General features: G+C 74.1%; 18 protein-coding genes. 3 read left to right on the top strand and 15 right to left on the bottom strand.

Translation table 11 applies throughout. The features are described from left to right. Nucleotides 1–238: 238 nt before the first annotated feature. The 7 genes from VF746_09135 to VF746_09105 all read right to left on the bottom strand — a co-directional run bounded on the left by VF746_09135 (nucleotide 239) and on the right by VF746_09105 (nucleotide 12,888). Entirely contained in the window at nucleotides 239–1,063 is an 825-nt protein-coding gene (locus tag VF746_09135) for a glutaminyl-peptide cyclotransferase (GenBank protein HEX8692569.1), read from the bottom strand. 2 nt (nucleotides 1,064–1,065) lie between these two features. Continuing rightward, complete coding sequence (locus VF746_09130; GenBank protein HEX8692568.1) at nucleotides 1,066–2,964, bottom strand: hypothetical protein; 1,899 nt, start codon at nucleotides 2,962–2,964, stop codon at nucleotides 1,066–1,068. Nucleotides 2,965–3,116: 152 nt separating this feature from the next. Further along, on the bottom strand, nucleotides 3,117–5,162 hold the full coding sequence (locus VF746_09125; GenBank protein ID HEX8692567.1) for a S8 family serine peptidase: 2,046 nt from the start codon (nucleotides 5,160–5,162) through the stop codon (nucleotides 3,117–3,119). A 629-nt stretch (nucleotides 5,163–5,791) separates the two neighbouring features. Next, entirely contained in the window at nucleotides 5,792–7,552 is a 1,761-nt protein-coding gene (locus VF746_09120; GenBank protein HEX8692566.1) for a S8 family serine peptidase, read from the bottom strand. Nucleotides 7,553–7,927: 375 nt separating this feature from the next. Continuing rightward, the gene (locus tag VF746_09115) at nucleotides 7,928–9,769 is read right to left on the bottom strand and encodes a methyl-accepting chemotaxis protein (protein ID HEX8692565.1); all 1,842 of its coding nucleotides are present in this window, start codon (nucleotides 9,767–9,769) and stop codon (nucleotides 7,928–7,930) included. Next, a complete protein-coding gene (locus VF746_09110) occupies nucleotides 9,766–10,878 on the bottom strand; it encodes a branched-chain amino acid ABC transporter substrate-binding protein (protein HEX8692564.1) in 1,113 nt (370 codons plus the stop codon). The genes VF746_09115 and VF746_09110 overlap by 4 nt, the downstream gene beginning before the upstream one ends. Nucleotides 10,879–11,322: 444 nt before the next feature. Next, nucleotides 11,323–12,888, bottom strand: coding sequence for a hypothetical protein (locus VF746_09105; GenBank protein ID HEX8692563.1), 1,566 nt, complete (start codon nucleotides 12,886–12,888; stop codon nucleotides 11,323–11,325). A gap of 368 nt (nucleotides 12,889–13,256) precedes the next feature. Here VF746_09105 and VF746_09100 point away from each other — a divergent pair, with 368 nt between their 5' ends. From VF746_09100 to VF746_09090, 3 genes are all read left to right on the top strand, one after another. Continuing rightward, on the top strand, nucleotides 13,257–14,426 hold the full coding sequence (locus VF746_09100) for an acyl-CoA dehydrogenase (protein ID HEX8692562.1): 1,170 nt from the start codon (nucleotides 13,257–13,259) through the stop codon (nucleotides 14,424–14,426). A 274-nt stretch (nucleotides 14,427–14,700) separates the two neighbouring features. Continuing rightward, a complete protein-coding gene (locus VF746_09095) occupies nucleotides 14,701–15,606 on the top strand; it encodes a hypothetical protein (protein HEX8692561.1) in 906 nt (301 codons plus the stop codon). A gap of 28 nt (nucleotides 15,607–15,634) precedes the next feature. Next, nucleotides 15,635–16,477: a GSU2403 family nucleotidyltransferase fold protein gene (locus tag VF746_09090; protein ID HEX8692560.1), complete on the top strand. Its 843-nt coding sequence runs from the start codon at nucleotides 15,635–15,637 to the stop codon at nucleotides 16,475–16,477. Between the two features lie 101 nt (nucleotides 16,478–16,578). On the opposite strand, the gene VF746_09085 is transcribed toward VF746_09090, so the two are convergent. The 8 genes from VF746_09085 to VF746_09050 all read right to left on the bottom strand — a co-directional run bounded on the left by VF746_09085 (nucleotide 16,579) and on the right by VF746_09050 (nucleotide 23,607). Further along, nucleotides 16,579–17,787, bottom strand: coding sequence for a nucleotidyltransferase family protein (locus VF746_09085; GenBank protein ID HEX8692559.1), 1,209 nt, complete (start codon nucleotides 17,785–17,787; stop codon nucleotides 16,579–16,581). Between the two features lie 3 nt (nucleotides 17,788–17,790). Beyond that, nucleotides 17,791–18,594, bottom strand: a complete 804-nt coding sequence (locus VF746_09080; GenBank protein ID HEX8692558.1) for an ABC transporter permease — start codon at nucleotides 18,592–18,594, stop codon at nucleotides 17,791–17,793. Next, nucleotides 18,591–19,655: an ABC transporter ATP-binding protein gene (locus VF746_09075; protein HEX8692557.1), complete on the bottom strand. Its 1,065-nt coding sequence runs from the start codon at nucleotides 19,653–19,655 to the stop codon at nucleotides 18,591–18,593. Before VF746_09075 ends, VF746_09080 begins: the two co-directional genes overlap by 4 nt. Beyond that, entirely contained in the window at nucleotides 19,652–20,608 is a 957-nt protein-coding gene (locus tag VF746_09070; protein HEX8692556.1) for a hypothetical protein, read from the bottom strand. Before VF746_09070 ends, VF746_09075 begins: the two co-directional genes overlap by 4 nt. A gap of 66 nt (nucleotides 20,609–20,674) precedes the next feature. Further along, on the bottom strand, nucleotides 20,675–20,827 hold the full coding sequence (locus tag VF746_09065; protein HEX8692555.1) for a lasso RiPP family leader peptide-containing protein: 153 nt from the start codon (nucleotides 20,825–20,827) through the stop codon (nucleotides 20,675–20,677). Beyond that, nucleotides 20,806–22,860 carry an asparagine synthase-related protein gene (locus VF746_09060; GenBank protein ID HEX8692554.1) on the bottom strand — a complete coding sequence of 685 codons (2,055 nt, stop codon included), beginning with the start codon at nucleotides 22,858–22,860 and terminating at the stop codon, nucleotides 20,806–20,808. The genes VF746_09065 and VF746_09060 overlap by 22 nt, the downstream gene beginning before the upstream one ends. Further along, complete coding sequence (locus VF746_09055) at nucleotides 22,857–23,324, bottom strand: lasso peptide biosynthesis B2 protein (GenBank protein HEX8692553.1); 468 nt, start codon at nucleotides 23,322–23,324, stop codon at nucleotides 22,857–22,859. The genes VF746_09060 and VF746_09055 overlap by 4 nt, the downstream gene beginning before the upstream one ends. After that, nucleotides 23,293–23,607 carry an HPr-rel-A system PqqD family peptide chaperone gene (locus tag VF746_09050; protein HEX8692552.1) on the bottom strand — a complete coding sequence of 105 codons (315 nt, stop codon included), beginning with the start codon at nucleotides 23,605–23,607 and terminating at the stop codon, nucleotides 23,293–23,295. Before VF746_09050 ends, VF746_09055 begins: the two co-directional genes overlap by 32 nt. Nucleotides 23,608–23,817 lie beyond the last annotated feature (210 nt).

The following is a 23,817-nucleotide window of genomic DNA, read 5'->3' as shown; positions in this document are numbered from 1 at the left end:
GCCTGCGTCTCGCGCAGGCGCCCGGCGGCGGAGCTTGTATCGCCGACCCCTGGTCCCGCTACCGCATCAGGCGGAGGAAGCGCAGGAGGATCGGGAAGAAGCGGCCCAGGACCTTGATGATCAGGCCGAGGACCACCGTCTTGAAGAAGGCGCGGAGGAGGAGTAGCATCGTCAGCTGGCGGTTCGGGTCGACGGTTCTTGCTCGGCGTTGTCGTACGCTCGGGCCCCCGCGATGGTTTCAGCGCCCCGCGTTCGCGCCCCCGCCCACCCCCGGGGCGCGGATCTCGAAGAGCGTGGGCCACAGCTTCCCCGTCACGAACAGGCGGTCGGCCGCCGGGTCGTAGGCGATCCCGTTCAGCACCGCCTCGTTGTCGGTGGGCTGGGGCGTGGGGACCAGCCCCGACAGGTCCAGCCACGCCTTCACCCGCCCGGTCTCGGGGTCGATGCGGGCCACGCGCCGGTCGTGCCACACGTTCGCCCACACCTCGCCGCGCACCCACTCCAGCTCGTTCAGCTGGTGCACCGGCTGGCCGCCGTCGGTCACCTCCACCGTGCGCGTGACCGCCGCGGTGGCCGGGTCCAGGAAGCGCAGCACGTTCGACCCGTCGCTCAGGATCAGCGACGTCCCGTCGGTGGTGAGCCCCCACCCCTCGCCCTCGTACGGGAAGGTGCCCTGCTGCCGGAGCGTCCCCACGTCGTAGATGAAGCCCATCCCGTCCTGCCAGGTGAGCTGGTAGAGCCGCCCGCCCAGGAGCGCCAGCCCCTCGGCGAAGTGCCGCTCGGGCACCGCCACCTTCTCCAGCACCTCGCCCGTCTCCAGCCGCACCCGGCGCAGCGAGCTCTCGCCGTAGCGGCCCGTGCTCTCGTACAGCTGGCCGTCGTGGAAGACGAGCCCCTGCGTGAACGCCGCGGGGTCGTGCGGGTAGCTGCGCACCTGCTCCGCCGCCACGGTGGGCGCCGCGGGCTCGGCCGCCTCGCCCTTGGCGGTCCCGCTGCCGTTGCACGCTCCCAGGGTGAGGGCCATCGCCGCCATCGTCGTGAGGGTCGTGAGAGTCCCGCGCATGGTCAATCCTCCGCCCTTGCCGCTTTCGACCCCAGCCAGCCGCGCCGGAGCGCCCGCATGGCGTCCGTGACCGGGAGCCCCGCCTTCTCGTAGGTGACCACCTCCAGCCCCGGGTTCCCGGCGAGCACCACCGGGATCGTCCGCCGCTCGCCGCGCTGCTCCACCTCCAGCTGCACCGTCTCGCCCACGCGCCGGCGGCGGGCCACGGCCACCATCGAGTCGCTGGTGGGGGTGGGGACCCCGTCCACCGCGCGGATCACCGCCAGCCGGTCGATCCCCGCCGGGTAGAGCGACCCGCCCTGCACCGGCGTCTGCACCACCAGCGCGCCGCTGGAGTCCGGCGCGTCGTCCAAGAGCGCGCCGAACCAGGGCCGCTCCGGGTTCGCCTTCCGCAGCAGGAACCCGGCCGCGCCGAGGAGGCGCTCGTAGTCCACCGCGTCGCGCCCCTCCACGTAGCGCTGGAAGAAGTCTGCCGCGAAGGCGGGGTCGCGCGTCACCTCGCCCAGCACGCGGCGCAGGTCGGCCAGCGTGTAGGGGCGCGCCGGGGCCAGCGCCGGCGTCTGGTGCCGCCCGAAGTCGCGCCAGAGGGCCCGCATGTAGTCGTCCAGGGTGACGCCGGGGAAGCGGGTGCGGAGCGTCAGGTCCAGCCCCAGCCCGATCCCGGCGCCCCAGGTGTAGTACGAGATGAAGGTGTTCTGCCGGTTCTGCGGGTCGATCGAGACGGCGGCGTCCACGAACGGCGCCTGCATGCTCATCTCCACCGCGCTGAAGTACCGCCGCCCCGGCGCGGTGACCACGTCCGACACGGTCCCCGAGAGCGCGTCGGCGTACTCGTCGTCGCTGTAGATCCCGGCGCGGCGGATGAAGAGGTCGTCGTAGTAGCTGGTGAAGCCCTCGGCCAGCCACAGCTCGCCCGACATGTTCTCGCGCTCGAAGTCGAACGGCTCCAGCGAGCGCGGGCGCAGCCGCTCCACGTTCCACGAGTGGAAGAACTCGTGCGAGAGCGTCCCCAGGTTCCCCAGCACCTCCCGGCGGGTGGCGAGCGAGCGGGTGCTGACCAGGATGGTGGAGTTGCGGTGCTCCATCCCGTCGCCGTTCACCCACGGCAGGTAGTCGGCGATGAAGGTGTAGGTGCCGAAGTCGTACCCCGCCGGCTCCCCCCACATGGCGATCTCCTCCGCGACCACCTTCCGCGCCAGCGCCGCGAAGGAGTCCACCTGCGCCTCGGTCCCCGCGTGGTGCACGGCCAGGCGCACGGTCTGCGGCGTCCCGTCGGCGCGGCGCACCTGCCAGGTGCGGAGCGTGAACGGGGAGATCTCGGTGGGCGAGTCCATGAAGTACTGCAGGTTCGGCGCGGTGAACGTCGCCGAGTCGGCCGTGGGCGCGAGCTGCGTGGCCACCCGCCACCCCGCGGGGCGGGCGAAGGTGACGCGGACCGGCGCGTCGGCCATCCCCCGCGCCCACAGGAAGGTGGCCGGCATGTTCAGGTGGGCGTGGGTGCGGTCGATTCCCGCGTACGTCCCGTCGGCGCGGTCGCCGAAGAGGGTGTAGGTCACGCGCACGGTGCCGTCGTGCCCCGCCACGTCCCACTGGTGCGGGTTGGGGCGGGTGACGACGAGCGGCCGGCCGGCCCCGTCGAACGCGCGCAGGTTGTAGACGTTCTTGGCGAACTCGTGCAGCGCGTAGCGCCCGGGCGAGGAGCGGCTCATGCGCGCCTCCAGCGGACGGCCGCGCGGGACGCCGTGGAAGGTGGCGGTGACCTCCGCCTCGTGGTGCACGGCGTTGGGGAAGGAGACCTCGTAGGTGACCTGGCGCTGCTGCGCGGCGGCGACGGTCGGGGCGAGCGCCAGGAGCAGCGCGGAGGCGGCGCGCCGGGCGCCGCGGAGCGGGATCGGGTGCATGGGAGCGGTGTCGGGGTCTGTCGGCCGGGACCCATCAGAGTAGCGCGCCGCGCCGGCCGGGGCCAGCGGGGTACACGAGCCGCCCGCCGGAAGGTCCGGCGGGCGGCTCACGACACTCGTGCCGAAGGGGCTTCCCTCCGGCGCGGCCGGGGTCAGCAGTAGTACTTGCCGCACATCGGCGTCGGGTCGACCGGCTCGGTCTCGGCCGGCTCGACGGTGACGGAGTACTGGGCGGAGGTGTAGCTTACGCCTCCCGAGGTCACGATCACGCGCAGGTAGAAGGACGGTGCGAGGGAGCCGACGCTGCGGGTGTACGAGCTCGCCGTCCCCACGTTGCTCCACGTGGTGCTGCTCGCCGCCCGGTACTGCCACTGGTAGGTGTACGTGCCGGTGCCGCCCGACGCGTTCGCGTACCAGGTGCCGGACGTGCCGCCGTACATGTAGTTGGGCCCGGTGATGTTCGCCGACAGCGCGGCGATGCTGACGGTGACCAGCTTCGAGGCGGAGGCGCTCATGCCCGCCGAGGTGACCGTCACGCGCAGCTCGAACGAGGGGTTCCCCGCGGCGACGCTGCGCGCGTACGAGCTCCCGCTCCCCACCACCGACCAGGCGCCGCCCTGCACCCGGTACTCCCAGGTGTAGGCGTACGAGCCGTCCCCGCCGGTGGCGTTCGCCTGCCAGGTGTAGGTGCCCGCGCTGGAGATCGTGCTCGCCCCGGTGATGTTCGCCGAGGGCGGAGTGATGCTGACCGCGACAAGGTGTGTGTCGGAGGCGGAGAGGCCGCCCGAGGTGACCGTCACGCGCAGCTCGAACGACGGGTCGGACGCGGCGACGCTGCGGGCGTACGAGCTCCCCGTCCCCACCACCGTCCAGACGGCGGCGCCCTGCACCCGGTACTCCCAGGTGTAGGCGTACGAGCCGTCCCCGCCGGTGGCGCCCGCCTGCCAGGTGTAGGTGCCCACGCTGGAGACCGTGCCCGGCCCGGTGACGTTCGCGCCCACCGGCGGCATACCGAGCACCGGGTCGACGTACAGCAGGCGGTTGGGCGAGAGGCTGCCGGGGTTCAGCACCACCCCGGCGGTGGCGTTGTTCACCACGAAGGCGTGCGCGTCGGCCGGGGTCGCGCCCGGGTTGGCCTGGAGGAAGCGGGCGACGGTGCCGCTGACGTACGCCGCCGCCATCGAGGTGCCGTTGCGGGTCGCGGTGGCGTTGTCGCTCCCGCCGCTGGCGGAAAGGACGGAGACGCCGGGGGCGAACACGTCCAGGCAGTACCCCCAGTTGGAGGAGGACCAGCGCGTGTCGCCCGCGTCGGTGGCGCCCACCGTGAGCACCCCGGCCTGCCACCCCGGCGAGATGGCGCAGACGTCGGCGTTGCTGTTCCCCGCGGCCGCCACCAGCAGGACGCCGGCGTCGAGCAGGTTCCGCACCGCCTCGTCGGACGCGGCGCTGGTGCCGGCGAACGTCAGGCTCGCGTTGACGACGGCCGGCTTCACGTGGTTGGAGCGGATCCAGTCGATCCCGGCCACGAAGGCCGAAGTGGTCCCCGACCCGTTGCACCCCAGCACGCGCACCGAGCGCAGCGTCGCCTGCTTGGCCGCGCCGTAGGTGGCGCCGCCGGCCAGGGCGGCCACGCCGGTGCCGTGGCCGTTGCAGTCGCCGCTCTGCCCGTCCATGACCATGTCCGCGCCGAACGCCGCGCGCCCGCCGAACTCCGCGTGGGTGAGGCGGATGCCCGTGTCGGCCACGTAGACGTTCACGCCGGCGCCGCTGGCGAACCAGGTGTAGTCGCCGCTGAGCGGGAGGGCGCGCTGGTCGATGCGGTCGAGCCCCCAGGGCGCGCCGGTCTGGACGCCGGCCGCGCGCACCACCTGGTCGGCCTCCACGTAGGCCACGCGCGGGTCGCGGCGGAGCGCGGCGGCGGCGCCGGGGGGCAGGGTGGCCGCGAAGCCGCGCAGGGCGTGCTCGTAGACGAAGTGCAGGGTGCCGCCGTGGGCGCGGACCAATTCCCACGCTTCGTCGCCGGGCCGGGCCACACGGTCGTCGAAGACCACGATGTAGCGGTCGCGCACGTCCAGGCCCACGGCGGCGGACGCCGCCGGCGCCTCCGGCGCAAGCGCAGCCGGCTGCGTGGCGTCGGTGCAGGCGGCGGCCAGCCACGCCAGGGCGGCCGGGAAAAGGAATCGGGCCGTTCGTCTCATGCGTACTCCTTGAGCGTTTCCCCCGCGAGGGTGGGCGGCCGTCCCCGGGGGTGAGGACGGTGCTGCTCCTGCTTACGCCCGCCGGGACCGGCACGGGTCCCGGCGTGCGTAAACAATGTCCTGTATGTGGCTGAGGGCACTGGCTGGCCTGCCATGGCCGCGGGCAGCGGCACGGGTGTGCATTGGCAGGCCTGATCGCGCCGCGGAGGGCGGGCGCGATTCGTGTCTGGAAACATATGTAGCATTCAATATTACGCAAGTCAAGCCCTGGCAATAATTTAGATCAATTTTTCACCGTGGATTTACCGCGCGTAGGATCGAGTTTCGAGGCGATGCACAGACCGCTTTAAAGGGAGTGGATGTCACCGGAGCCGGTCGGCAAACGCAAGCGCCCCTCCCGCGGGGGAGGGGCGCTTGTATGACGTGGATCGTGCGCGGCGTCAGGCCTGCGCCTCGGCCAGTTCCATGCTCGCCGGCGGGCGGCGGTGGCGGGTGAGGTCGTCCTCCGGCTCCGCGTCCTTGATCCTCACTAAGGGAGATCGCGATCGGGCGGCCTGCCGAAGACGAGAGCGGATCGGGCACCCGGAAGCCGGGTGCCCGATCCGCATCGGTCTACCATCCGGCCGCGGCTACTGCAGGCAGGCCATCCCGCCCGGGTTGGGCGCCACCTCCACCCACCGCTCGCTGTGGCCGGAGTTGCCCGCCGAGTCCGACACGTCGACGGAGACGAAGTACGTGCTGCCGTCGTTGGTGTAGAGCATCCCGCCGGACTCGTCGGTCGGCTGCTGGACGCCGTTCACGTACCAGGCGTAGAAGTAGGGCTGCGTCCCGCCGCTCACGCTCACGTAGTGGCCGCACGTCCCGAACGCGGGCGCGGGCTGCTGCACGCCGATCTCGCCCACCGTGAACGGCGGCGGCGGCGCCGGGGTCACCTCCACCGCCACCGGCGCCGCGGCGACGCCCTCCACCGTCGCCGTCACCGTCGTGTTCCCCACCGCGTTGCCGATCACCACGCCGCCGGAGGTCACCGACGCGACCGCGGTGTTCGCCGACGACCAGGAGACCGTGCGCCCGGTGATGACGCGGCCCTGCGCGTCGTACACCGTGGCGGTGAGCTGCGCGCCGTAGCCCACCTGCACCGACACCGCGCCCGGCGACACCGTCACCGAGGCCACGGCGCGGCGGAGCGCGGGGTCGCTCCAGAGCAGCCGGTTGGGCGACTGGGACCCGGCGTTCGTCACCACCCCGGCGGTGGCGTTGTCGACGATGTAGGCGTGCGCCTGGGCCGGCGTGGCGGCGGGGTTCACCTCCAGGTACTTCGCCACCGCGCCGGCCACGTGCGGGGCGGCGAACGAGGTCCCCGTCCGGGTGGCCGTCGCGGTGTTGCTGCCGATCGACGGCATGACGATGTTCGCCCCCGGGGCGAACACGTCCAGGCAGCCGCCCCAGTTGGACCCCGAGGTCGAGCTCGCCACCCAGCGGCCGTCTCCCGAGCCGGTGGCGCCCACCGTCAGGGCGGTCCGGTTGAGCCCCGGAGAGACCAGGCAGGCGTCGCCGTTGTTGTTCCCCGCCGCCGCCACCACCAGCACCCCCTCGCTGATCAGGGCCTGCACCGTCTGGTCGACCGCGGCAGTGCTCCCCGAGGTGGAGCCCAGGCTCATGTTGACCACCGCCGGCTTCACGTGGTTGGCCCGGATCCAGTCGAGACCGGTGACCACGGCCGAGGCCGTGGCCGCGGGCGTGGTGCACCCCGTGAAGACGCGCACGGCGACGAGTTGCACCCGCTTGGCGACGCCGTAGGTGCTGCCGCCGAGGACGCCGGCCACGCCGGTGCCGTGGCCGTGGCAGTCGGCCCCGGTGCCCCCCACCACGTCGGCGCCCACCGACGCCCGGCCGCCGAAGTCGTTGTGGGTGGTCCGGATCCCCGTGTCCACCACGTAGGCCCGCACGAACTCGCCCTTGGCCTGGTAGGTGTAGGTGCCGGAGAGCGGCAGCGACCTCTGGTCGATCCGGTCCAGCCCCCACGGCGCGCTGCCCTGCGTCTCCTCGAGGGTGTAGACCACGTCGGGCTCCACGTACGCCACGCCCGGGTTGCGGCGGAGCGCCTCGGCCGCACCCGGCGGCAGCGTGGCCGCGAAGCCGCGGATGGCGTGCTCCCACGCGTAGTGCAGCGTCCCCCGGTGCTCCGACACCAGCCGCGCGGCCAGGGCGCGCGGGTCCGCCACGTCGTCCCTGAACACCACGATCCAGCGGTCGCGCACGTCGGTGCTCCCCGCCTGCACCGAGAGCGCGGGCGAGTCGGGGGCGGGCACCGGCGTCGGCGCGTCGGCGCAGGCGGCGAGCGCCAGCGCGACCACCGTGGGGAAGAGGAACCGAGCCGTTCGTCTCATACGTCCTCCTGGGTGAGTTCCCCCCGTGGGTCCGCGGCGCCGTCCCCAGGGGGTGAAGGACGACGGAAAGCTGCAGCCGTACTGGCCGCAATATGGAAATTTTGTTCTCTACGTGGCTGAATACGATCTGCGTACGAAGAGCGGAAACGCTCTCCGTGAACACGGGATGCCGGTGTGGGAGTGTAAACGGATGGTAGTGGCCGGGCGGCGGGAAAGTCAAGCATTTCCTGCCATGCCCGCAATTACCCCCTCCGAATCAGAACTATTTCGGGGTAGCCAGAGGAAGAAGAAGCGCCCCTCCCGGGTCGGGGAGAGGCGCTCCAGATTCTTGTCCTGTTTCGTGGTGCGCCGGCCGGTACGGCCGGCACCCAGGGGTCAGGCCTCCGCTTCGGCCAGCTCCTCGGGGGAAGGCGAGCGGCGGTGGCGGCGGCGGCGGCGGGTGAGGTCGTCCTCCGGCTCCGCGTCCTTGATCCCGGCGAAGGGGATGGCGATCGGGCCGGCGTCGGCGGGCGATCCGTCCACCCTGAGGCCGCCCACCAGGTCGCGCAGCTCGCCCGCGCTGCCGATCAGGCGGCGGGTGGCCTCGCTCACCAGCATCACCGCGCTCTCCTGCTGCGCGGTGGCGGCGCGCACCCCCTCGGCGGTCTCGGCGTGCACCTCGGCCGTCTCGGCCACGGCGGCCACGCCCCCCGCGGCGTCGACCGCGGCCTCGGCGTTGTGCTCCGCCGCCTCGGTGACGCTCTCGGCGGCCACGCGGGTGCGCTCGGCGGCGTCCAGGATCGTGGCCAGCGCGGCGTCGATCTGGTGCGCCACCCGCTCGATCTCGTCCACGTGCGCGGCGCCCGCCGTCATGGTGCGCGCGGCGCCGTTCACCCGCTCGGTGATGGCGCGGGTGATCTGGGCGATGTTCTCGGCCCCGGCGCGCGCCTGGCCGGCCAGCTTGCGCACCTCGCCCGCCACCACCGCGAAGCCGTTCCCCTCGGCGCCGGCGCGCGCCGCCTCGATCGCCGCGTTCAGCCCCAGCAGGTTGGTCTGCTCGGCGATGTCGTTGACCGTCTTCACGAAATCGGTGATGTCGGTCATGGCGCCGTGCAGCGCCGTGGTCTCGGCCGCCGCCTCCTGCACCGCCGACTTGATCTTGATGAGCGTGCCGAGCGTCCGGGCCGTCTCCTCGCGCCGCTCGCGCGCCACGTCGCCGATGGCCGCGGCCAGCGAGGAGACCTCGCGCACGTCGGCCACCACGGCCTGGGCGCGCGAGAGCATGGTCCGGAGCGCCTCGTCCACCCGGCGCAGCTGCGCCACCTGGTCGGCGGCGCCGTCGGACACCTGGGTGATGGAGCGCGTCACCTCGCCCACGGCGGCGCGCAGCTGCTCGGAGATGGCCGAGAGGTCGTCGGCCGAGTGGGTGATGCTGTCGGCCGCGCCGGCCGCTCCCGCGCCGATCCGGGCCAGCGACTCGCTGGTGCGGTTCATCGCCGTGGCCAGCAGCTCCAGCTCGCCGGGGAAGTGCCCGGCGGTGCGCGCGGTGAGGTCGCCGTCGGAGAGCCGCTCGGCGTGGTGCGCCAGGTCGTCGAGCGGGGCGGAGATCGAGCGGATCACCCGCACCACCACGAAGACGGCCACGGCCACCGCCACCAGCAGGAGCCCCACCAGGGCCAGCGCCGAGCGCCCGGCCGACTCCTCCAGCCCGGCGGCCGAGTCGGCCAGGCGGCGGGCCTTGGCGTCGCCCAGCTTCTCCAGGTCGCCCAGCATGGCGGCCTCGATGGCGCGGGCGCTGTCGGTCTGCGCTCTCGCCTCGTCCACGCGCCCCAGCTCCATCAGCCGGCGCGCCACCACGTAGCGCACCTCGGCGTCGGAGAGCGCCTGGTCGATCCCCACCAGCCTGGTCTTGTCGTCGGGACGGATCTCGCGGCGGCGCAGCGTGCGGTGCGTGCCGTGCGTCTGCCAGCGCAGCGAGTCGAAGGCCACGGCGGCCGCGGGGTCGTTCTCCTCGATGTAGCGCGCCGCCACGGCGATCTCGCGCGCCACGCTGGTGGCGAGCGCCGTGGAGAGGCGGGCGTCCTGCTCGACGCCCTGGTTGGCGGAGCGGATGTGCCCGGAGAGCACCCTGAGCGAGCTCCACCCGACCGCGCCGGCGGCGAGCAGGAGCACCAGCAGCACCCCGAAGCCGCCCAGCAGCCGGGTGCGGATCTTCACCCGCGAGACGACTTCGCTCACTGCGCACCTCCTTCCAGGGGCACCAGGGCGCCGTTGCGGACCTGGGTCATCACGAAGCCGCCGCGCTCGGGGTCGCCGTCGGCGCGGAAGCGGATCTCGCCGGTGACGCCGCGGTAGGCGCGCCCCTCCTTCACCCCGGCCAGCCAGTCGCGGATCCGCTTGCGGTCGCCGCCCACCTCGCCGATCGCCTGGATGAGCAGGTTGGCGGCGTCGTAGGCCATGGCGGCGTTGGCGTCGGGGGTCACCCCGTAGCGCGCCTGGAAGGCGTCGGCGAAGCGCCGGGCCTCGGGGCGGTCGTCGAGGCGCACGGGGGTGGCGATCAGCGCGCCCTCGGCGGCCACGGTGTCGGCGGCCACGCCGGGCCAGCCGTCGCCGGCCAGCCACTGGGTGCGGAAGCCCTGCCGGAGCGCCTCGCGCAGCAGCGCGCGGCCGGAGGGCTCGGTGCCGGCCACGAACACCAGGTCGGGGGCCACCTGACGGTAGTAGGAGACGAACGGCTCCACCTTGCTCCCGTCGCCCGCGATCGGGTCCACGCCGATCGGGCGGCCCGGGTAGGCGGCCAGGAAGGCGCGGGCCAGGTCGCGCCCGTAGACGTTGTTCTCGTAGAGCACCACCACGCGCTGCTTGCCCATGCGCGCGGCGAAGCGGGCCAGGTTGGCGCCGTTGACGCTGTCGTTGACGGTGACGCGGAACACCCAGGGCGAGATGCCGGTGATCTCGGGGCTGGTGGCGCTGGGGACCACGGCGGCCAGCTCGCCGTCGTACTCCGAGGCGGCACCCACCATCCCGCCCGAGTTGGCGTGCCCGACCACGCCCACCACGTCGGGGTTCTCGACGAAGCCGCGGGCGATGGCGCCGGCCTTCACGCCGTCGCCCTCGTCGTCCTGGGCCAGCACCTGCAGGCGCCTGCCGCCGGCGCCGCCCCGGTCGTTGGCCTCGTCCACGGCCATCTCGACGGCGCGGCGCACCATGGTGGCGTAGCCTTCCTTGAACGGCCCGGCGGTGCCGATCACGAGGGTGCCCCCGCCGCGGTCGCAGGCCGCCAGGGCAAGGGCAGCGCAGGCGAGGGCCGGCGCGAGGACGCGCCGGAGCGTTGCTGGTGTGTGCACGTGTCTCCGAGCTGGTGGGCTGGGGTGTGCTGGAACGGCCGCGGCCGCCAGGGGCCGTGGGTGGGTCGGAAGGCGCCAGCCGGAAGGCGCACGCGCTCTCGGCCGGCGGAACCGGAGCGAGGGCGGCGCGTGGGGGAACGGGACCGCGCGAGGGAGTTGTTCGCCTGGTGGCCTGGTGGGGCCGGGCGTGGGCGCCCGCGGCGGCTGCGTGGGGACGGCGCTGGACTCGGTGTTGGAGCAATGAGTATACGACAGAAATCGTCTGCCGTCAAATCCCGTATCAGATCACTCGCTCTTACGGCGAATTCGGGGCGGCGAAGCGCCGTAAGAGGTCAGAGCGAAGGATGGAAATCGGCAAAAACCGAGAGAGGCCCGCCGGGGGCCTCCCTCGCGCCTCCGCCGACGATCCGGCGGGGAACGGCTTGCGCCGGGCTCCCCCGGCGGTCAGGAGTCGTCGTCGCTGGTGCCCCCGGCGCCGGAGCGCGGGCCGAAGGTGTCCTCGATCGGCGGGTCGCCGGGCTTGCTGTCCTCGGCGGACGCGGGCCAGGGGTCGGTGGTCCCCGGCGTGGACCCGCCCGCGGACGAGCCGCCCGAGGTGCCGCCGCCCGTCGAGCCCGTGTAGCCCGGCGTGCTGCCGCCCGTGGCCCCGCCCGTCCCGGCGCCGCCGGTGGACCCGGTGCTCCCCGTGGAGCCGGTCGTCCCGGTCGATCCGCCCGTGTACCCGGCCGACCCCGTGCCCCCAACCGATCCCGTCGAGCCACCCGTGCCCGGCGAGCCGGTCGAGCCGCCGCCCGTGTAGCCGGTCGACCCGGTCGATCCCGTCGAACCACCCGTGCCCGCCGAGCCGGTCGTGCCGCCGCCCGTGAAGCCGGTGGAGCCCGTCGCGCCGCCGGTGCCGGTCGAGCCGCCGCCCGTGTAGCCCGTAGAGCTGGTGCCGAGCTCGCCCGCGGGGGTGGCGCCGGCGTCGCTCGTGCCGGAGGTCTCCTCGTGGCGGGCCTCGGCGCGGTCGGAGCGCGACTCGAATTCGCTGCGCAGGTTGTCGATGGCGCTCTGCATGCGCTTCAGCAGCGAGTCGATGCGCGGCTGCACCTCGGAGATGAACTCGTCGACCTTGGGCTTGGCGCGGTCGCGGGCCTCCTGCACCCTGGGCTTGATGTCTTCCAGCGCGCTGTCGATCTTCGCGTCCAGGTCCTGGAAGGCGCTCTTGAGCTTCGGCCGCAGCTCGGAGAAGATCGACTCGATGCGCGCGCCGACGTCCTCGAACGCGTCGCGCGCGCCACGCCCGCGGCCGCCCTCGGAGCCGGTGCCGCCGCCGGTCTCGTCGGCCGCGCCGCCGGCGCCGCCCGTCCCGGTGCTCTCCCAGAACGGCCCGCCCGCGCCGCTCCCGCCCGCCCCGCCGCCGGTCCCGCCGGTGGAGCCGCCGGTCGTCCCCGTGCCGGTGTAGCCGGTGCCGCCGGGCGAGCCGGTGCCGGCCGTCGAGCCGGTGCCGCCGGTCGAGCTGCCGGTGTAGCCGGTCCCCGCCTCGGTGGAGCCCGTCGAGCCCGTTCCGCCCGTGGAGCTGCCGGTGTAGCCCGTCCCCGCCTCGGTGGAGCCGCTGGACCCGGTGGACCCGGTGGAGCCAGTGGAGCCGGTCCCGCCGGTAGAACCGCCGGTGTAGCCCGTTCCGCCGCCGGTGGAGCCGCCGGTCGATCCGGTGCCGCCCGTGGACCCGCCGAAGCCCGTCCCGCTGCCGGTGGAGCCGGTCGACCCGGTGCCGCCCGTGGACCCGCCGAAGCCCGTCCCGCCGCCGGTGGAGCCGGTTCCGCCCGTGGAGCCGGTCGACCCCGCGCCGCCGGAGGAGCCCGTCGAGCCGGTTCCGCCCGTCGAGCCGGTGCCGCCGCCCAGGCCGGAGCCGCCGGTGCTGCCGCCGTATCCGCCGGCGCCGTGCGAGTCGGGGGTGCCCGGCGTATCACCGCCCGCCGCGTCGCCCGAGCCCGGCTGGGCGAAAGGATCGTTGGGATTGTTCTGCATGACCGTCTCCCCGTGGTGAGCGATTGGGATGCGCCGGACCGCGCCCGGCGGACGTGCCGGGACTACGCAGGCCGACGGGGACGGTTTCGTACGCACCGCGCGTGCCGGGGGTACGGAGTGCGAAGTACGAAGTGCGAAGTACGAAGTGCGAAGTACGGGAGATCGAAGAGGTGTGCGGTTGAAGCCTCGCGGGGTTGGCGAGGCTTTCTGTAGTTGTAGCCGCGGCTTTAGCCGCCTTTGCGACGCGATGCGGCGCACGCCCGGGCCGCGTCTTTCGACCGGCGCAAGCGGTTGCTAGATTGACACGTTCGACCGCTCCGGCGCGTTCGGCCGGGGCAGCGGAATCCTCCAACGACTTCAATGCGACGATGGCTACGGTCGACCTCGCCGCCGGCGGCGCGCCGCTGACGGTGCTCTCCGAAGACGAGCAGATGTTCCGCGACGCCGTGCGGCAGTTCGCGGAAGAAGACGTGCGGCCCCGCGTCCACGCCATGGACGAGGCGCAGCAGATGGACGCCGGCCTCGTCCCGCAGTTCTTCGAGCTGGGGCTGATGGGGATCGAGGTGCCCGAGGAGCTGGGCGGCGCCGGCCTGTCCTTCTTCACCGCCGCGCTGGTGGTGGAGGAGCTCAGCCGCGTGGACGCCAGCGTGGGCGTGTTCGTCGACGTGCAGAACACGCTGGTGAACAACGCCTTCCTGCGCTGGGGCTCGGGCGACCTCAAGGCGAAGTACCTCCCCCAACTAGCCGGCGAGAAGGTGGGCGCCTACGCGCTCTCAGAGGCCGGCTCGGGCTCCGACGCCTTCGCGCTCGCGACCCGCGCGGCCAGGGCCGACGGCGGCTTCCGGCTCACCGGGCGCAAGCTGTGGATCACCAACGGCGGCGAGGCCGAGGTGTTCATCGTCTTCGCCAACGCCGACCCGCAGGCCGGCTACAAGGGGATCACGGCTTTCGTGGTGGAGAAGGGCTTCGACGGCTTCTCGGTGGGGAAGAAGGAGGACAAGCTGGGGATCCGCGCCTCCTCCACCACCGAGCTGATCCTGGAAGACGTGTTCGTCCCCGACGAGAACGTACTGGGCGAGGTGGGGAAGGGCTACAAGACGGCGATCGAGACGCTGAACGAGGGCCGCATCGGGATCGGCGCGCAGATGATCGGGATCGGGCAGGGCGCGCTCGAGGCCACGATCAAGTACGTGCAGGAGCGCGAGCAGTTCGGGAAGCGGATCGGCGACTTCCAGGGGGTGCAGTTCCAGCTGGCGCAGATGGCCACCGAGCTCGAGGCCGCGCGGCTGATGGTGTACAACGCGGCGCGCCTCAAGGACGCGGGCCAGCCGTTCCTGCAGGAGGCGGCCATGGCCAAGCTGTTCAGCAGCCAGGTGGCGCAGCGCATCACGTCGACGTGCATCGACCTGTTCGGCGGCTACGGCTTCACCCGCGAGTACCCGGTGGAGAAGTACTACCGCGACAGCAAGATCGGCACGATCTACGAGGGCACCAGCAACATGCAGCTCAACACCATCGCCAAGAACCTGCTGCGGTAGCAGCCCTCCGCGACGGATCTGCACACGCGACGAAGCCCCGGCCGGTTCATCCCGGCCGGGGCTTCCATCATCCGTGCGACAGGCGGAGCATGGACCTTGACAACTGTTTCACCATAGCTTTATCGTTTCATACATATGAAACAAAGGATGATAGATGAAACAACACAATGGAAGCTCCCATCGTCCCGAGCGGGATGCCTTTCTGCTCGTCAAAGAGGCTCTGAGTCCGAGCGCGTCCGTCCGGGCCGCGAGCAACGAGCCTGGACACGACGCGGTGATCGAGTTCCAGGGGGGAGAGGCGATCCCCCTCGAATTCGTACTCTGGACCCATGCGGAGCCAGACCTGAGCGACGATCCGGCCAGGGTCTGGATTCTAACGGGCGCAACAAAGGGACTTCACGACCGCCTCCGGAACCAGCGGAAGAACTTCGTCGACCTGCGGGGAACGGTGCACCTGACTTTCCCGAACCTGCTGGTCGACCGGAGCGGGATTCCACCCCCGCCGCGGAGGAAATCGGCGTACCCGTCGTTCGATCCTTTTGCCGACCGGAGCTCCCTGGTCGTACGAACGCTGCTTACGACCGGAGACCGGTCCTGGGGGGTGCGCGAGCTCGCTGGTGCGGCCGGCGTCGGACCCGCGACCGTCACGAGGATTGTTCGCGAGCTGCTGCGGCACAGGATCGTCACCCTCAGGCGGATCGGACGTGGCTCCCATATCCGGCTGACGGAGCCGCGCGGTCTGTTCACGCTCTGGACGGGCGCGTACGACTGGGTGAAGAACCAGAGCATCGCCCTCAACGCCCCACTCGGAGACCCGATGCGCTTCCTGCGACGCTCGCGGAGCGTCTTCGCAGCGTACAGGTGGGCGCTGACGATGCATGCCGGAGCGTCTCTCGTCGCGCCTCACGCGAGCTGGGAACGCGTACACGCCTACGTGGACGTCGAAAAAACGGGCGATTTGCTGGATCTGGCGGAAAACCAGGGATGGCCGGTCGCGGAGGAGGGTCGGCTCGTTCTGATGAAGCCGTATTACCGGGACTCCGTCTGGCACGGCATGCGGGAGATCGGCGGTCTGCCGGTGGTGAGCGACCTGCAGCTCGCCCTCGACCTCTGGCACTATCCGCTCAGAGGCCGTGAGCAGGCCGAGCACATCATCGACGCTCAGCACCTCTTCGCGTGAAATGGACTTCTCGCCCTACGAGGCCGCCTTGCGACGGATCGTGTGGGAGTTGCGGCCGTACCTCAACGAGCTCGTGATCGTCGGCGGCTGGGTGCCGTATCTCTACAAACGGTACGGGGGATTCGCCTCGTGGATGACGAGCACGTCCCTCACCGCGGAGGTGGATGTCCTGGTGGATCGCCCGCTTCTCCCCGCGGGCCGCCCCTCGATCCCCGAGATCCTGCGCAAGGCGGGGTTCCGTCCTGCCGTGGAAGAGGGCGGTCTCGCCGTGTGGGAGCGCGATGTTCGGAGTGGAGAGAAGATAGAGTTCCTGGTTCCGCATCAGGGGGCCAGCCGGCAGGAAGGGGCCGTCGTCCCCGTGACCGCCCAGAACGGGATGGGCGCCATACCTCTCGGCGGCCTGGACTTCATGCGCCGCTTCCGGCGACGGCTGGCGATCCCGGCCGCCACGCCCGCGGGAGGCGTGTCTCTGGAGATCTGGGTTCCCACTCTCGGAGCCTACGTCGTCAACAAGTCGTCGACGTTCGCACGCCGGCAAGCCCGTCAGGGAGGCGCGAATCCCAAACGAGCCAAGGACCTGTTGTACTTGCGCGACCTGATGGCGGCCGGGGCCGAGGTGGTGGGCCGCATCGAATCCGATCTGGCGGAGATGGTGCAGGCGAGGGAAACGCGGAAGCTCGCGAGAGACAGGATCCGCCACGCGAGCAACACCCTGGGTCTGGCACTGGGCGGAGCCTTCCAACCCCTGCTGCCAGAGGTGGCTCGGGCCCTGAAGGAGAGGGAGCCGGGGTTCACCGACGGGGCGGCGCTGGCCGACATCCGCGGACACCTGGCGGACATGCTCGAAATCCTGGAGGGCTTCGCCGGCTGAGGATCGGCCGGGATACGACGGAATCGGCTGGCTCCCGCACCGCCGTTCCGACCCTCCGGGGCGCGCATCCCTCGTGCAGCCGCGAACGACTCGGCCCCGGCTCAGAACAGGACGCCGACCCCGCCCTGCGCGGCGAAGAGGAGCGTCCCCAGGTAGCGCCGCCACCCGGCGAAGTCCCCCCACGCCGAGGCGCGCGCCCCGGCGTCCACCGCGGCGATCCCGGCTTCCGCGAACGCCTCCTGCCGCAGCCACGGCCGCGCCGCGCCGTGCCCGCTCCGCCCCGGCGCGACCGCCGCCTCCCAGAGCGCGCGCGTGACCCGCGGCGAGGGGCAGCGCGCCCCGCCGAAGAGCGTCGCCACGAAGTGCCGCTCCAGCAGGTCCAGCCTCCACCGCGAGCCGCGCGGGGCCAGCGCCTCCAGCACCCCGTCCGGCACCCGCGCGCCCACCAGCCCCCGCGCCAGCCGGAGCGCCCAGTAGGCGCAGCTCGCCCCCCGCGCATCTCGCGCCAGGGCTGCCACGCGCCCCCAGTCGAGCCCCTCCCGGGCGGAGAGCGCGCGCAGGTCGCGCAGCGTGCGCCAGGCGCCCGACTCCATGGCGTGCGCCCAGGCGAAGTGCAGGCAGAGGTGCAGCACCTGGTGGTGCAGGTCGGGCACGCGCGCGGCGCGGGCGCCCACTCGCACGGGGAGCGACTCGCGCCAGAGGTCGGCGGCGTCCAGGCGGAACGGATGGCCGGGGGGGAGCGGGGCGGTGTGCAGCTCCAGGACCACCCCCGTGCCGCCCGCGTCGGCCAGCGGCGCCAGGTGGTGGTGCCCTGCGTAGAGCGCGTCCAGGCGCTCGGCCGGCACCGGCGCCGCGCGCACCCAGCCGGCCTCCAGCAGCAGGCGCTGCGCCTCTTCCGCCTGGTCGGCGGGGACCAGCAGGTCCAGGTCGGCCATCGGCCGCTCGGCGAACGAGCCGTACACCGAGACCGCCAGCGCCGCGCCCTTGAGCAGGAGCACCTCGACGCCGGCGCCCTCCAGCACGCCGAGCGCCTGGCCCAGCCGCTCCTCCAGGCGCGCCTGCCGGAAGGCTGCCACCTGGCCCAGCCGGCGCAGCCGCTCGCGGGGTTCGGGGGGGATCCGCTCCAGCCCGGCGGCCGCCGCCCGCCGCCAGAACGCGGCGTGCGCCCGGTCGCGCTCCACCCGCGCCGCCACCCGGTCCCAGTCGAGCCCCGTGTCCAGCAGCGCGCGGAAGCGCTCGTCGCCCTCGGGGCCGCGCGCGGCCAGCAGCAGCAGCTCCGCTTCGGGGAGGAGGGGCGGATGGCGCGGCACGGCTCAGTACTGCGCCAGGGTGCCCTGGCGCCGCGCGTGGCGCAGCGCCGCCGCCAGCGCCAGCGAGCCCGCGGCCAGGAGCACCGCCGTGAAGCCCAGCAGCGCGGCCACGTCGCCCGCCACCGCGGCGGGGGGCGCGCCGTCCAGCAGCGTGCGCCGCAGCGCCCTGAGGCCGTAGGTGAGGGGAAGGACGCTCGAGAACACGCGCAGCGGCGCCGGGATCACCTCGGTGGGATAGTAGACGCCGCCCAGCAGGAGCGAGAGCACCACCACCCCCTGCAGCACCGGGCCGGTGGTGCGGAACACCAGCAGGAGCGCCGCCCCCAGCAGCCCGAAGGGGAGGTACGCCAGCACGATCAGCGCGAGCACCGCCGCGGCCGGGAGCGCGCCCCCCGGCGCGAAGCGCGCGCCCAGCACCGCGCCGGTCAGCAGGAGGACGGCGGCGCGCAGCAGTGTCCAGATCAGCGGGTACCCCACCATCCCCGCCAGCAGGGTGGGCACCGGGGTGGGGGTGGCGAGCATCACCTCCAGGGTGCCGCTGCGGATCCCGGACGAGACGGCGCCCGGGAGCGCGCTGCACGCCGAGTGCACGAAGTTCACCGCCATCATCCCCACCAGCACGAAGGCGAAGTACTGCCCCCCCTGCGTGGCGATCGACTCGGCCACCACGGGCTGGATCGCCCCGGAGATGAAGTAGACGGGAATCGTCGTCGCGATCAGGCCGGCCAGCGAGGTGAGCATCGCCACCCGATAGCTGGCGTCGGTCAGGAACGCCGCGCGCACCAGCGCGCCCACGGGTCGGCTCACGGGGCGGCCTCCTCCACGATGCGCTCGATCAGCTCGGCCAGGGTGGGCCGCACCCGCTCGAAGCGGGAGACCGGCACCCGCTCGGCCGCGAGCGCCGCCAGCACGGCGGCCGCCCCCTCCTCGCCGCCGGGGACCTCGGCGTCCACGCTTGCCCACCCCTCCTCGCCCGCCTCGCCCGCGCGGGGCGACCGGAGGAGCCCGCGCCGCGCCAGCACGGCGAAGGCGGGGTGCTCCGGGGCGCGCGTCCACACGCGGTAGCGCTCGCGCCCCGCGCGGCGGGAGAGCTCCTCGGCCGGGCCCACCGCCAGCAGGCGCCCGCGGTCCAGCACCGCCACCCGGTCGCACAGCTCCATCGCCTCGTCGGCGGCGTGGGTGGCCAGGATCACCGTGCACCCCCGCCGCCCCACCACCTCGTCGCGCAGGAAGGCGCGGAAGCGCCGGGCCGAGATCGGGTCCAGGCTGCGGGTGGGCTCGTCCAGCAGCAGCACCCGCGGGCGGGCCAGGAGCGCGCGCGCCAGCAGGAGGCGCTGCTTCATCCCCGACGAGAAGCCGCCCACGGGCCGCTCCGAGGCGTCGCCCAGCTCCACCACCTGCAGCACTTCGTCCACCCGGGCGCGGGCTGCGGCGCCCGACAGGCCGTAGAGCGCGGCGAAGAGGCGCAGGTTCTCGCGGGCCGAGAGGCGCCAGTTCAGGCTGCGCTCGTCGGTGAGCACCGGCGCCAGCAGGCGGCGCACCCGCGCGGGCTCGCGCGCCACGTCGGCGCCGCCCACCCGGGCGGTGCCGGCGTCGGGGAGCACCAGCGTGGAGAGGATGCGGAAGAGCGTGGTCTTCCCCGCGCCGTTGGGGCCCAGGAGCCCGAACAGCTCGCCGGCGGCCACGTCGCAGGTGACGCCCTGCAGCGCGGGGGCGAGGCGCCCGGAGCGCGGGTGCAGGAGCGTCTCGCGCCAGCCGCGGCGCACGGGGAAGCTCTTGGCGAGCCCCTCCAGCCGCACCACCGCCTCGCGCGGGGGCGGCGGCGCGCCCTCCACCCGGGCGGAGGCGCGGGGCGCGGCGGCGATCACGGCAGCGCCTCCGGCCGCCCTGCCGCCGCCGCGCCGTGCCACTGCAGCACGCGGGCGGCCACCCGGGGGAGGCGCTCCAGGCCGCGCACCACGCGCAGGCTGTAGACGGGCACCTGGCGGACGACCTGCGCCGCGCGGCGCAGGTGCTCGGCGGCGAGCGGGCCGCGAAGGAGGGCGCCCAGCTTGGCGTGCACCAGGAGCGCCAGCGCGGCCTCGGTGGGGGCGAGCGGGACGCGGGCCACGGGCTCGCCCTCGCCATCCGCGGCCTCGGGGGCCAGGACGTAGATCGCCCCGAGCCGCGTGGACGCCGTCTCCACCCGCTCGGCGGGGAGCCCCGAGAGGGTGTCCTTGATCCCCCCCGAGCGGGTGGCGGGGGTGTCGCCCAGCGCGCTCTGTGCGCTGTCGGCCCACAGGCGCAGCTGGGCCACGCCGGGGCGCAGGAGCGCGGGGGGGCCGGGCTCCACGGCCGCCATGTCGTCGGAGACCAGCCGGGCGCCGGCCGCGGTGAGCGCGGCGGCCAGGGTGGACTTCCCGTGGTGCTTCTCGCCGAGGAGAACGATGCTCTCCCCGTCCAGGGCCACGGCGCTGCCGTGCAGCGGGAGCGCCCCCGCCGCGCCCAGCGCCAGCGCCAGCACCCGCCCCAGCACGTCGGCCTGCACCAGCTCGGGGAGGGCGCCGGGGACGGGGTGCCAGGCGATGCGGGCGCCGCCGGCCGAGACGTCGTAGGTGCCGGTGTCGGCGTACGCCAGCCGCCAGCCGTCCGTCAGCCGGTAGAGCCGCACCGCGTAGCCGTCCTCGCCCACCTCGGCCTCGGGGGCGTGGGCGGTGGGCGGCGGAGGACGGCGGACGACGCGCAGGCGCCAGTCCGCGTCCCTCCCCTCGCCCGCGGGGGGAACGCCCATGAGCTCCAGCTCGGAGCGGAGGAGGCCGCCGAAGACAGCGTAGTCCGGCATGTCGATCTTGCGAGGGTGAGGACGGGTGGAGGGCCCCGAGGGGCCCTCCACGGGGAGCCACACGGACTACGAGTGACTCCCCCCTCCACCACTGGTGCCGCAGTTGAAGTTGGTGGAGCCGTTCCCGTTCGAGGGCCCGCCGTCGAGCGGCGCGCTCGCGCCGCAGAGCGTGAGCTCGCGGAGCGTCCCGAAACGGGTCAGCGTGGGTTTGGTGTACACGCGACACCTCCTGGTCGCGGGTGGACCGGGCTTGCGCCCGGTGCGCGGCCCGGAGTGGCCGCGGCTGTGAGTGCCGGCGCGCGGGTGCGCGGAAGCGAGGCTTCCGGCGCCCCGGCCGGCGCGAAACGATGTGTGCCGCCCTCGCGGGCGCGGAGCCAGAGCTCCACCTGCACCGTCTGGTGCAGCGCGTAGCCCAGCCAGCCGTCGCCCGTGCGGGCGTACTCCTCGAGTCCGGCGCGGAAGGCCCCGGGCTCCACGATCCCCAGCTCGGCCAGCCGCGGCGAGCCGGAGAGCGCGGCCTCGGCGAGCGCGGGGAAGCCCCCCTGCATCGAGCGGGCGAAGTAGCCGTCCAGCGTCCCCGTCTTGGCGTCGCGCGGAGCGAGGACCCCGTCGGGGAGGAGGCCGCGCATGGAGCGGCGCAGCAGGCGCTTGACCTCGCGCCCGGCGTTGCGCTCGGGGCGCGGGCGCGCCGCCGCGAGCTCCACCACCCGCCGGTCCAGAAGCGGCGAGCGCAGCTCCACCCCCGCCTCCAGCGCGAAGCCCGAGAGGAGCCCGTAGGCCCGGGCGAAGTGCGGACAGGTCAGGTACCAGTACGCCTCGCGCTCGGCCAGGCCGCGCCAGGGCGGCCGCGGGCTGTGCGCCCGCTCGCGCGCCGCCAGGCCGTGCCGCCGCGCGAAGGCGGGCGGGATCCACCCCGGCACCGGGCGCTCGAAGACGGGGTCAGGACGCGGGCCCCCGAGCGCCGCCACCAGCCGCGCCAGGCCCGGGGAGAGGAGCGGCCGGACGGCGTTGTCGTAGAAGTCGCGCGGGCGCGTCCCCCCCTTCACCCGCCACTCGCGCCGCAGCTCGCGCCAGCGCCCGCGCACCAGCAGGTCCGCGAAGAACACGTTGCTGGTGAAGAAGAGCTGGTCGCCCCCGTTGCCGTCGAGCGCCACCCGCGCCCCCAGCTCGCGGGTCCGCCCGATCAGCGCGCGGTTCCACGTCTCGAAGACGTGCGCCAGGGGCTCGTCGCGCGCCGCCACCCGCTCCTCCGCGCGCCCGAGCATCGGGATCTCGCCGATCCGGAGCCAGTGGACCGGCCGCCCCCAGTGCCCGGCGACGGCCTGGATCAGCTCGTCCTCACGCCCCGGGTCGCCCTGCGGGTAGCTGACCGAGACGACCTCCAGGGCGCCGCCGCCCCTGCCTTCGCAGCGGAGCGCGTCCTGACCGGCCGCGAAGACGGCGGTCGAGTCCCACCCCCCGCTCATCCACACCGCCGCCGGCCCCGGGGCGGGGAGGCGCTCCGCGGCCGCGCGGACGAGCAGCTCCCGCAGCTCCTCCGCGGCCTCGTCGAAGGCGGGCCCACGCGCGGAGCCCATCGCCGGGGGCGACCAGTGGGGCGCGGTCCGGGCCGGGGCGCCCCCCTCCCAGCGGAGCGTGTGGGCAGGGTGCAGCCGCCGCACGGCGCGGAAGGCGGTCTCGTCACTCCCCGCCCACATCCCCGCCGCGGCCTCGGCCAGCGACGCGGGGTTGAGCTCCGCGGAGACGGCCGGGTGCGCCAGCACGGCGCCGGCGGCGGAGGCCACCACCAGGGCCCCGGGGACCTCGGCGTACAGGAGCGGGCGCTTCCCCGCGAAGTCGCGGGCGCACACCGCGCGGCGGGCGCGGGCGTCCCAGAGCACGAAGGCGAAATCGCCCTCCAGGTGCTCGGGGCAGCGCTCACCCCAGGCGCGGTACGCCGCCAGCACCAGGTGCCCCGGGGTGTCGCCGGAGGGCGCCACTCCCCGCGCGCGCAGGTCCCGCCGCAGGTCGTCCCGGTGGTAGAGGGTGGCGTCGGTGACCACGGTCAGGCCGTCCTCCGTCACCACCGCGGCCGGCCCGCCGAAGCCGTCGGCCGTCTCCCAGGCGTGGCGGCGGACGGCCAGCACGCACCCAGGCTGGCGGTGGAGCGCCGCGGGGCCGTCGCCCCGGCGCGCGGCGGCCAGCATCCGCCGCACCCCGGCGTCGTCCGGCAGCGCGTCCGGCGCCCCGAAGACCGCGACCAGGGCACTCACCGGCCGAACTCCGCGCCGGGCCCCAGGGCCTCGGGCGCCAGGGGGAGGAAGGAGCGCGCCCGCGCCCCGTCGGTCCCCAGCGCGGCGCCGTGGTACTCCACCCACGCGTGCGCCGCGAAGCGCCCGCCCTCGGCCCGCACGCCGATCCGCACCAGGCTGCCGTCGACGCCCGACGCCTGCAGCAGGCGGTGCAGCGCCACCGCGCGCACCAGGCAGGTGGCCCGCAGCGGCCCGCGGGCGGCGCGGTCCACCGCGCGCGCCAGGCGGACGGCGCGCTCGCGGGCCAGCGGCGCGGCGGCGGGCGCGGCGGGAGGCTCGTCGGAGCCCAGCAGCCGCCCGGTGGGGCGCAGCCACACCTGCAGCCGGGCGAGCGCGAGCGCCCACCAGGCCCACGCCACGTCGAACGCCGCGGCCGCGCGCCGCGCCGCCGGCTTACGGGCGCGCCCCTGCGAGCTCCGCCGCATCTTCGGCTCCGGCGGGGGAAGGGATCACCAGCCCGTGGCGGGCCAGCTCGCCGAGCAGCTCCTCGACGTCGGCCCGCACTGCGGCGGGGTCGGCGTCGGGGTACTCGCGCGCGAGCGCCGCGCACAGCTCCTCCAGCGATCCGCCGGCCTCTCCGGTGAGGAGCTCCCACACCCGGGCGCCCACGGGGTCGAGGCCGAAGTAGACTTCGCTGGCGGCGTCGAACAGCACCGCACCGTCGGGAAGCCGCTGGAACAGCACGGGGGGACTCGCACTCGGGAGCATGCCGGATCTGCGGGGCTGGATGGAGAGGAATGGACGCGGGCCGGTGGGGGGTGAGGCGCCGCCCGGGACTCGGCCTCTGAACACGAGCCGTGCCACGTGCGGAGCATTCCCCCGCGGCGGCCCCGGAGACCTGGAATGGCCGCTCGTAGCTGCGCGTTGGCCGCGGGCACGCTCCCTCGTGAGGGGAGCGCGCCACGGAGCGGCCGGCGC

The sequence above is a fragment of the Longimicrobium sp. genome (genome assembly GCA_036389795.1).
Taxonomy (GTDB): domain Bacteria; phylum Gemmatimonadota; class Gemmatimonadetes; order Longimicrobiales; family Longimicrobiaceae; genus Longimicrobium.
Note: the sequence above shows the minus strand (reverse complement) of the source record. Positions and strands in the feature narration are given on the sequence as shown.